Source organism: Clostridium senegalense JC122, assembly GCF_000285575.1.
In the GTDB taxonomy this organism is placed as follows: domain Bacteria; phylum Bacillota; class Clostridia; order Clostridiales; family Clostridiaceae; genus Clostridium_J; species Clostridium_J senegalense.
Genome location: NZ_HE611055.1, coordinates 167,377 through 177,422, shown reverse-complemented (window position 1 = coordinate 177,422; position 10,046 = coordinate 167,377). Strand labels below are relative to the sequence as shown.

Below are 10,046 nucleotides of genomic sequence, written 5' to 3'. Positions count from 1 at the left end.
GTAATGAGTAAAACAATATATATATTATTAAAATTATAGGAGCCTGCCAAAATATAGTATCCAATTTCAGTTGTTTTAAAAAATATATCAAACATTGGTTTAAATAAATATATTGAGGTAAGCATAAAAGTAATACTTCCTAAAAATGTTAAAATAGGCTTTTTTACTACAGTACTTATTAATGAAGTTATACCAAGCAATGATAAATGTATTAAAAATATTATTAAATAATATTTTAAGTTGTATATTATAGAACCACCTATTCCTACAGAGGAGTTTAAAATAAAATATTTTGTGGATTTAACCTTAGGCATAAACATATATCCAATTAAAGTTTTTGTTAAATAAACACATAATAAAGTTAATGCATAAGTACTTGCTATAGCTATCCACTTAGATACTAATAGTTTCCACTTTTTTATTGGTCTTAATACTATCATTTTATAAGCGCCTGTATCAAGTTCTAAACTTAAACATTCTGAAAAATATAATGGCAATATAATGAATATTAAAATAACATTAAAATCTAGTAATTGCATAACTGCATAATTAAGATTATCAAGGGGAAGCTCCACTCCTCTTTTTAAAATTACTGTACTGTTTTTCCAATGAACTTGAAGTAACATAAAATTAAAAATTTGAAATAGGATTGAAATCCCAAACAATATTTTAGTACTTTTTCTTTGAAAAATTCTTTCATACTCAGCTAAAATTAATCCTCTCATATAACTTTTCTTCCTTTCTATTCTAAATAATCTTCACTTATGAATGCTAAGTACGATAAAGTTTGAAAAATTAAAATAATTATTATCATACTAATTAGAAAAATATTTGTAATTCCAGCAGCAAAACTTGCAGCTCCATTAAATTGAGTATAAATTGTTGATATAGACATATAGCTATCTATATTTGTTTCATTACAAAAACTAAGTATAACTGCCATATAAATAATATTTATAAATAATACACCTATACTGGCTCCTAATGCATTTGTTATTGTTTTGCACTTTATAGAAAAAAATTGAACCATACTTCCAAATGCTATCAATGTTAAATATGCTAAAAAATAATATTTAATAGTATATAAAGCTACACTACTAAAACTATATAATCCTTCTTTTACGAATAATGCCGTCTCACTAACTTTAGGCAAAAAAATATTAGCTATAATAATAGCGATAAAAAAGTGAACTATAAGCATTAAAAATATATTTAAAGCTAATACTAAAACTTTAGCTATATACAGCTTTTTTATAGAAATTGCTCTTGAAAAAGCTAACCTTAAATTTCCTTTTCTATATTCTTCATTAAAACTCAATATGAAAAAAATTATTATAATTAGATTAAAGGCAGTTAATAACATTTCCTGAAGACTTGATATATGAAAATTCATATTAGAACTAAATATTACTTCTGTAAAATTTGTATTAATATTAGTTTCTAATGCAAATTTTAATGATATTAATATGACTATTGGTATACTAATAAAGCAGAGTATATTAATCCTTTTCAACCAAAATTTTTCGAATTCATAAATAAAAATATTCTTAAACATTAAATTCACCTCATAGTTTTTTAACAGATTTAGCCCATGGATTCCATAAAAACATCTTCTAATGTTCTAGTATTACCTATAGAATCTAATAGTGCATTTGATTTGCCACTCCACTTTATATCTCCATCTTTTATAAGCACATATTTATTACATATTTTTTGAAGCTCATCTAAATGGTGACTTGATATTAAAAAAGTAATTCCTTTTTCATTTCTAAGTTTTAATATTAAATTTCTTAGTTCTTTCATACCTAAAGGATCAAGTCCATTAGTTGGCTCATCTAGTATTACTATTGATGGATTATTAAGTAATGTTTGAGCAAGTCCTAGTCTTTGCTTCATTCCCAAAGAGTACGTTTTTACTTTATCATCGCCTCTATCATCATCTTTAGTTTTAAGCCCTACAATTTCTAATACCTCTTCTACTTTTTCAAGTTGCTCTTTTCTAGTCATACCATAATTAAGTCTAGCTAAATTTTGAAGGTTTTTTCGTCCTGACATATAATCAAAAAATACTGGAATTTCTAAAACAGCACCTATTCCAAATAAAGCTTTTTCTCTATCTTTAGTTACATCCACACCATTTACAAATATTTTTCCTGTATCGGGACTAATTAATCCTGTTATCATTTTCATTATTGTAGTTTTACCAGCACCATTAGGCCCTATAAAGCCACAAATATCTGAACTTAAAATTTCAAATGAAGCATTTTTAATTACTCTTCTTTTTCTAAAAGTTTTACTTACATTTTTAATTTCAATTTTTTTATTATCCATTTATTTCAACTCCCTATGTTAATATATTTTCACACCTAAATTTAGTTTGTTTTAACTAAATATAGGAAGAACCTATTATTATATAAACAGATGAAAATAAACTTTTTATAAACTTTAACATGTGAAATAAAATAATAAATCAAATTTATAAAATATATTTCAAATCTATCATTTAATTAAATACAACTAAATAAGTTAAGAGTTTATACTTGCAATAAACATAGTAAAGATATACCATTATGTATATATTTGGAATAAAAGTAGACTAATTTAGATAAGTTACACTTAGAAATTTTATATATTAAAGTTTTTTATGTTTAATGTTAAAAGGTATAGAATAAGAGGTGATTATTGTTAATGAATAAAAAGATACTCATTATAGATGATAACGAAGAAATTATTTCTTTTATAAAACCTGCATTAGAATTTGAAGGTTTTGAAGTTGATTTTGCTATAAGAGGATATGAAGCTTTAGAAAAAATAAGGGAAGATTTAGATATAATTTTACTTGATGTAATGCTTCCAGATTTAAATGGGTTTGATATTTGCAAACAAATTAGAAAAAATGTTAATTGTCCCATTATTTTTTTAACTGCTAGAGGACTTGAAGAAGAACGAGTTAAAGGTTTTTTAGTTGGTGGTGATGATTATATAGTAAAACCGTTTTCTTTAAAAGAACTTATTTTAAGAATAAATGTTCATTTTAAAAGAACCTGCAAAAATTTAATAAAAAAAGAAAGAACTAAATTAGATTTTGATAATATATCAGTTAACTTAATATCAAAATCTATTAAACAAAATGAAAATATAATAGATTTTGCTAAAAAAGAATATGAAATTATTGAACTTTTATGCACTCATCCGGGACAAGTATTTTCTAAAGAACAAATATTCGAAATTATATGGGGGTATGACAGTGAAAGTGATCTTAACACTGTAACTGAACATATAAAAAGAATAAGAGGTAAATTTAAATTAAATAATATATCTAAAAATTATATAAAGACTGTATGGGGGATAGGATACAAATGGGAGTCTTCAAATACATAAATAAAAAGCTAAAGATAAAAACCCAATTTATATTGTTCTTTATTTTTACTACTATAGTATCAATTATTATTTCTAGTATTGTCATTTGTTCAGTGTTATTTATAAGTTATAATAAAAAATTGTCATGTTCAAATGAAATGTATGCAACAAGAAATATAGATAAGATTTTTGATGAGAATTTTAAAATGGAAATAGATAAACAGACAAAGGGAAAAATTTTAATTATTGGGTACTGTTAAAAATAAGGATGTTTTATATTCTTCAAATTCTAGTGAGCTGCCTGAAGAAATTTCTATTAAATCTAACAGATATTCTGTAAAAAAGTATAATAAGATTGATAAAAAAACTTATATGATTGTTTTTACTCCATTAATTTTTAATAACGAATTAAAAGGTGGTTTTGTCCAAAAATATATAAGTAATCCTATTGTAGAAACTACTGTTATTGACAACTTTATTCAAAAAATAGGCTGTGAACTTTTTTTTAGTTTATTTTCTATTATTGCAATATTTTTAATTAATATTATAGTCACAGTTAGTTTCTCATTATTGTTTTCATTTGGTTTTGAGAAGAGCTTTAGAAAATTAATTATAATGAGTGATGAAATTAAAAATGGACGCCTAGATTTTACAACAGACTTGTCTTATGAAAATGAAATAGGTGATGTTTTATTAGCTTTTGAGGAAATGAGATTGGCTTTAGAGGATTCGCTAAAAACACAATGGTTAATGACACAACAAAGAAAAGATATGATTTTAGCTCTTACTCACGATATAAAAACTCCAATAACTATTATACATGGGCATTTGGAATTACTTTCATGTAACTATACTAATATATCAGAAAAAGAAAAAGAGTCATATATTAAAATTTTACTAAACAATGCTGATATAGTAAGAGTACTAATAAATCAGTTAAATGAAGTATGGGATTTAGAAAGACCAAACTTATCTTTGAATATGCAAAATGTGAATGTAGAAGAGTTTATTTCATGTATTAAAGAAAACATTTCTTATCTTTGTGATGAAAATAAAGTAAATTTTGTAATTTCCCATTCATTCAAAGGTACAGACAGTTGCTTTTTTGATGCATTTAGAATAGAAGAAACTCTTTCAAATATTATATCAAATGCGCTAAAACATACAGAAGAAAATGATGAAATATTGCTTGAAAGTTTTTTAAAAGATAATTCACTCTTATTTAGGGTTTCAGATACTGGTAAAGGTTTTACGAATGAAACAGATATTATTTTTAATAAATTTTATAAAGGCAATGAAGATATGCCCTATAAAAGTAGTTCTGGATTGGGACTTTATATATGCAAACTTATTGTTGAAAAACACAACGGTAAAATTCATGCGTATAACAACGTTAATGGTGGTGCAACTGTAGAATTTTTACTACCATTAAAAAATTAGGTGAAATCACTATATAAGAAAACATGATATGTATATTTTCTAATGTAGTAATAAATTATAAATTAAAATGTCAAATAAAATAAGAATTTAAAATATAAATATAATTATTTTAAACTTAGCAAAATAATAAGGATGTTTAACAATTTATTAATAATTATACTGTAATAAGAATATAGTATCAAAGATACTTCATTAAAGAATATTGTAATATTAAAGAATATTTAAAATAATACAATGAATTTTATTATGAAAGAATTGGAAGGTGAATTTTATATGAATTTAAAAGAACTTAATCCAAAGAATAGATTTAATAATCGCGCAGAAAATTATGGGAAATACAGACCAACATATCCTAGAGAAATAATACAGTATTTAGAAGAAACTATCGGACTAAGTAAGGGGAGTATAATTGCAGATATAGGATCAGGCACAGGAATTCTAAGTAAAGTTTTTTTAGAGAATAAAAATAAAGTTTATGCCGTCGAACCTAATGAGAATATGAGATTAGTAGCTGAAAAATCCCTTGGAGAATACAATGATTTTCACTCTATTAATGGTGGTGCTGAGGATACAAATCTAAAGGAAAAATCAGTAGATGTCATTACTGTGGGACAAGCATTTCATTGGTTTGAAACTATGGAGACAAGAAAAGAATTTGAAAGAATATTAAAGCCGAATGGCTCAATTGTAATTTTATATAATATACCAAAAAAATCCGATGAATTTATGAGTGAATTTTTAAATTTTACAGAAAAATATGGGGAGAAATATATTAAAGAATCTAAAGTTGAATTTTTTAAGGATGAAATTATACACAAAAACAACTTAATAAATAGACAAGAAGTAGATTTTGAAGGGTTAAAGGGATTAATTTGTTCATATTCATATATGCCTAGTGAAGAGAATCCGAAATTTGAAAGCATGATGGCTGAATTAGAGGAATTATTTAATAAATATAGTGAAAATGACAAAGTAACTTTAGAATATAACACAGAAGTTAGTTGGTGTAAATTAAATAAAATATAGGCATATAAGACATGGGAGAGCGCAGGTTTATGGTTAAAGATATTTTAAACAATAATTGTGAAGCTTAGTGCATAGGATGTGCAATTGCTAATAAGGAAATGGAAATACCAGGTGGGATAATTTATGAAACAGAAAATTTTATCATTCAACAAGATTTAGAGGTGCCTATTGAAGGTTTTTTAGTTATAGTGAGTAAAAAACACATTAGATCTATAAGTGAATTGGGAATGAATGAAATGGTAGAGTTGTCAGAGCTTATATATAAGAGTAGAAATATTCTAGAAAAAATAGATAGTCTTACAGATGTAACTATAATACAAGAAGAAAGGTCAAAACATTTTCATGTATGGTTATTTCCAAGATACACGTGGATAGATGAAAAGTTTGATAATTCATTGCCAGCAATTAGAGAAATAATGAAATACGCTAGAGAAAATTTAAAGACTGATACTCAGATTAATAGGGTATTAGATGTAACTGAAATGGTAAAAGATGAGTTTAATAAAATAAATTAAGGAATATTTAAATAAAGTAGAGTTTAATGCTTATGGTAAGTGAATACAATTATAGGATTCCATAGTACTACCTAACGGATTTAGATATATATTTAACTTAGGTCAGTTATTATATAGATTTAACTAAGGATGTGATTTGGGTGAAAAAAGTAGATATTTTAAGGAGAAATTTTTAGCAATCACTGCATAAATGAAACTAGACAAGATGTTATAATTAGTGAAATAAAAAATTAATAGAAGGTAATTAAGGTTTTATTATATGAAAATATATATCTTTAAAAAAGAAAGTTGGCCACAAAATAAATGTATAGCAGAAAAAATAGCCAAAAAAGAAGGCTTTGATACATTAATTTGTTTAAATAAAAATTATAAATTTAGTGGTAGAGCTAAAAATGGTATATGGTGTTTAGGGATTATAGGTAATTATTTTAATTTGTTTAATTGTGTTACTTATGAGAATAAATATAATAGAAAAGCAATTATATGGGCGGAGGATTATGAATTTGCATTTAAGTTATTTTGCCAATTAAAAAATAATTATGACGAACCTAAATTAGATTTGAATAAGTATAAATTTTTATGTCATTCTACTACTATTGAAAGTTTTATAGAAATATTAAAAGATAATAAAATTTTAAGTTATAACCAATTAATAAACAGAGGTAAACAAATTAATACTGTGAGATTTCAGTTAAATGAACCAACGGATTTTTATGATTATATAGACTTTTGTAATTGTGAAAGTATAGCATCAGAAATCGTTGTTGCTTCAAGGCAGTTTGGAAAAATTAATGATAATATAAAATTAAGATATAAACCAGGTGTAAGAATGTATTTTGATTTTAAAAATTTGAGTAATATAAGGGATAAATGTTTTGATGGACTACACGATTTTAGAATATTTAAGGAGTTACACATAAATTATATAAAGGCAATAATATTTTCATCAAAAGAAGATGTAAACATTGTAAAATCAAAGGTTCAAATAGAACCCAATATTCAAGAAAAAATTTTATACTTAAATGATAAAAGATATTGGAAACCAGAAGAATTTGTAAATAAAGCTAATAATTTAGTTTATACACGGTATATTAACAGGGGGATTTAAGATGTTTTATGAAGCTGATAGTGATTTAAAAAAGGTTTGTTTCATATATTTGATGACATGGATGATACTATGATTTTATCATGTTTACAAGGCCATATGGGAAAAGCATGGGTTGATGATATAAAAAATCCTAAAGTTGTACAAATTATAGTTGGAGTTTTTGTGTTCTTTGCAGGGGATGCAAGTTCTGATGTGGCAGAAGAAATGTTATATAACTTGCCCCAATATAGCTTAGTAATTGTAAAGAGTGACGAATGGAAAAAGCGCATAGAAGACGTTCATAAGGGACAAGTAGAGAAAGTTAAAAGATATTCTTTTGAGAAAAGTAGCAAGTATTTAGAAGAAGAAAGGCTTAAAAAGTTTTTAAAAAAGCTTCCTGATGGATATGAATTAAAAAAAATAGATTCATATTTAGCTTATTCTAAATCATTACAAGATCTTTCGCTGGATATAACAAGTCAGTATAGTTCTATAGAGGACTATATAAAAAAGGGAATAGGATATTGTATTTTACATCATAATAAAATAGTGTCAGTTGCATCTTCTTACAGTGTTTATGATGATGGTATAGAAATTGAAGTTGATACTCATCCTGATTATGTAAGAAGAGGATTTGCTACAATAGTTTGTGCTTCATTGATTTTAGATTGTTTAAGTAGAAATAAATATCCTAGTTGGGATGCAGCAAATTTACCCTCAGTAGCATTGGCTAAAAAATTAGGATATATATTTAAAGAGGACTATGATACGTATTGTATCGATTTGAGACGTATATAAGTGACAGTTATTAAATTTCAAAATAATCCCTCCTTTATTATATGATTATAATGAAGGGGGGATTATTTTGGGAAAAATTGAAGATATGCAAAAAATTATTTTGGTTATGAGACAAGAACTTCAAGATTTAATTAATGAAAAATCTGACCTACTACATCCAGAAGTCATTGCAGCAAGCCAAAAACTTGATCAAGCTTTGAATAATTATAATGATATACTCAAAGAATTGAAAAAGTAAACAGCTGAAGGGGTTAAAATAAAACCCCTTCTTCGAGGCGTATTTCATAAGTTTCTCAAAAATTATATTAAATTAAGTAAAAGTTATTAAATATTTAAATGATAATATATGTTTATAAAAGTTGTTTTGGAAATTTAATAACTGTCACCATAACAAGAAAAATAAAATTTGCGGATTTATTTTATACATTCATATAGAGTTAGGTGCTATAGGTAAGAAAAGTGAATATAAAAGTTCAATGTGTCAAGTATCAAGATAAAAGCATAAAAATTAAGGAGTGTATTAAAGTGCCAACTCAGCCAAGAAAAAAAGAAAAATATGCAATATATCATATAATTATAAAAAGTGTTAAAGACAGATTGCTTTTTAAATCAGATGTAGATAAAGCAACTTTTATGATTAAGTTAAAAGAAAGCCAAACAAAATATCCATTTAAGTTATACGCATATTGTTTAATGGACAATCATGCTCATTTACTTATAGATTGTCAAGATCAAGATATTTCTGTAATAATGAAAAGTTTAAATTTAAGATATGTTAAGTTCTATAATAAAAAATATGAATTAGATTCACGTTTATGTAAAGGTAGGTTCAAAAGTGAAATAATAGACAATGATAGATATTTATTGGCAGTATCTTTATATATTCATAGAAATGCAAAAGATTTACCAGGCTTTAGAGAATGTCCACAAGAATATTTATTTTCAAGTATGTCAACTTATTTAGGAGAAGAAGACTTTTTTGGGGTTTTGGATGAAGAAAGGATATTAGAATTTTTAGATAAAAATAAAAAGAAAGCAAGAAAGCAATATGCCAAATTATTTGAATATACTATGGAAGAACATGTAGATAATTTGAAAAAAGTAGATTTAAGAATTAAGAGTAAAAAAGAAAAATATATTAATGAAAAGGGAATATTAAAATCAGATTACAAAATAGAAGATGTAGTAAATTTTGTAGCTAAAAAAGAAAATATACAGTCTAATGAAATATTTATAAGAAATAGAAGCTACAATCAAAACGCTAGAGCTATGGTAACATTACTTGCAACAGCATTTTGTGGAAAAAAATGCAAGGATATAGCTATGAATCTTGGGTACTTAAGTGTTAGTAGAATATCTCAATTAGGAAATAGAGCTATAAAACTAGTTACAAATAATAGCCATTATAAAATGATTTTTGAAAATTTCATAGGATAGTTTGAAATTTAAAATATATATACAAAAAAATCAAAATTAAAACTTTCACAGAAAAAATAGGTTAAAAATTTAAGACTAATATTTTTTATTAAAAATTGTACAAGCTAGTTTAAAAAATGTAATATTTAAACTTTAAATTATTTTTAGATGTTAAAATACATAGTTTTCATAGGTTTATTAGTGACAGTTATTAAATATTAAAAAAATTTATAGCTTATTATACTATTATAATTATGATAATATAAAATTTATAATATTTAATAACTGTCACCTTAAAATAACTTTTAAATATTAAATAGTTTAGGAGGAGTTTTAAGAATATATATTGAAATATGTTTAAATATAATAGATATATTTATAAGATTAAAAAATAAATAACAAGG

General features: G+C 24.6%; 12 protein-coding genes. 9 read left to right on the top strand and 3 right to left on the bottom strand.

Annotated elements, in window-relative coordinates:
- From CSGHG_RS23655 to CSGHG_RS18210, 3 genes are all read right to left on the bottom strand, one after another.
- On the bottom strand, nt 1–725 hold a 725-nt coding region (locus CSGHG_RS23655), incomplete at its 3' end, for an ABC transporter permease (RefSeq protein WP_010299364.1).
- Nucleotides 726–742: 17 nt separating this feature from the next.
- Entirely contained in the window at nt 743–1,555 is an 813-nt protein-coding gene (locus CSGHG_RS18215; protein WP_010299362.1) for an ABC transporter permease, read from the bottom strand.
- Between the two features lie 29 nt (nt 1,556–1,584).
- Complete coding sequence (locus tag CSGHG_RS18210) at nt 1,585–2,331, bottom strand: ABC transporter ATP-binding protein (protein ID WP_010299359.1); 747 nt, start codon at nt 2,329–2,331, stop codon at nt 1,585–1,587.
- 357 nt (nt 2,332–2,688) lie between these two features.
- On the opposite strand from CSGHG_RS18210, the gene CSGHG_RS18205 reads away from it, so the two are divergent.
- The 9 genes from CSGHG_RS18205 (at nt 2,689) to CSGHG_RS18165 (ending at nt 9,663) form a co-directional block, all read left to right on the top strand.
- Nucleotides 2,689–3,381: a response regulator transcription factor gene (locus tag CSGHG_RS18205; RefSeq protein ID WP_010299356.1), complete on the top strand. Its 693-nt coding sequence runs from the start codon at nt 2,689–2,691 to the stop codon at nt 3,379–3,381.
- The gene (locus CSGHG_RS18200; protein ID WP_010299354.1) at nt 3,360–3,620 is read left to right on the top strand and encodes a hypothetical protein; all 261 of its coding nucleotides are present in this window, start codon (nt 3,360–3,362) and stop codon (nt 3,618–3,620) included. The genes CSGHG_RS18205 and CSGHG_RS18200 overlap by 22 nt, the downstream gene beginning before the upstream one ends.
- Entirely contained in the window at nt 3,607–4,800 is a 1,194-nt protein-coding gene (locus CSGHG_RS18195; protein WP_010299351.1) for a HAMP domain-containing sensor histidine kinase, read from the top strand. Before CSGHG_RS18200 ends, CSGHG_RS18195 begins: the two co-directional genes overlap by 14 nt.
- A gap of 246 nt (nt 4,801–5,046) precedes the next feature.
- On the top strand, nt 5,047–5,826 hold the full coding sequence (locus CSGHG_RS18190; protein ID WP_207635879.1) for a class I SAM-dependent methyltransferase: 780 nt from the start codon (nt 5,047–5,049) through the stop codon (nt 5,824–5,826).
- 98 nt (nt 5,827–5,924) lie between these two features.
- Nucleotides 5,925–6,341 (top strand): HIT family protein, encoded by a 417-nt coding sequence (locus tag CSGHG_RS18185; RefSeq protein ID WP_010299345.1) that lies wholly within the window; start codon nt 5,925–5,927, stop codon nt 6,339–6,341.
- Between the two features lie 259 nt (nt 6,342–6,600).
- A complete protein-coding gene (locus tag CSGHG_RS18180; RefSeq protein ID WP_010299340.1) occupies nt 6,601–7,449 on the top strand; it encodes a hypothetical protein in 849 nt (282 codons plus the stop codon).
- A gap of 69 nt (nt 7,450–7,518) precedes the next feature.
- The gene (locus tag CSGHG_RS21395) at nt 7,519–8,226 is read left to right on the top strand and encodes a GNAT family N-acetyltransferase (protein ID WP_010299337.1); all 708 of its coding nucleotides are present in this window, start codon (nt 7,519–7,521) and stop codon (nt 8,224–8,226) included.
- A gap of 67 nt (nt 8,227–8,293) precedes the next feature.
- On the top strand, nt 8,294–8,464 hold the full coding sequence (locus CSGHG_RS18170) for an aspartyl-phosphate phosphatase Spo0E family protein (RefSeq protein ID WP_010299334.1): 171 nt from the start codon (nt 8,294–8,296) through the stop codon (nt 8,462–8,464).
- A 287-nt stretch (nt 8,465–8,751) separates the two neighbouring features.
- Nucleotides 8,752–9,663, top strand: coding sequence for a transposase (locus CSGHG_RS18165; RefSeq protein ID WP_010299331.1), 912 nt, complete (start codon nt 8,752–8,754; stop codon nt 9,661–9,663).
- Nucleotides 9,664–10,046 lie beyond the last annotated feature (383 nt).

Bases quoted from the DNA above. Each gene is read 5' to 3' on its own strand.
- CSGHG_RS18210 (WP_010299359.1), bottom strand. From the start codon at position 2,331: ATGGATAATAAAAAAATTGAAATTAAAAATGTAAGTAAAACTTTTAGA.
- CSGHG_RS21395 (WP_010299337.1), top strand. From the start codon at position 7,519: ATGATTTTATCATGTTTACAAGGCCATATGGGAAAAGCATGGGTTGAT.
- CSGHG_RS18200 (WP_010299354.1), top strand. From the start codon at position 3,360: ATGGGAGTCTTCAAATACATAAATAAAAAGCTAAAGATAAAAACCCAA.
- CSGHG_RS18190 (WP_207635879.1), top strand. From the start codon at position 5,047: ATGAAAGAATTGGAAGGTGAATTTTATATGAATTTAAAAGAACTTAAT.
- CSGHG_RS18205 (WP_010299356.1), top strand. From the start codon at position 2,689: ATGAATAAAAAGATACTCATTATAGATGATAACGAAGAAATTATTTCT.
- CSGHG_RS18185 (WP_010299345.1), top strand. From the start codon at position 5,925: ATGGAAATACCAGGTGGGATAATTTATGAAACAGAAAATTTTATCATT.
- CSGHG_RS18180 (WP_010299340.1), top strand. From the start codon at position 6,601: ATGAAAATATATATCTTTAAAAAAGAAAGTTGGCCACAAAATAAATGT.
- CSGHG_RS18215 (WP_010299362.1), bottom strand. From the start codon at position 1,555: ATGTTTAAGAATATTTTTATTTATGAATTCGAAAAATTTTGGTTGAAA.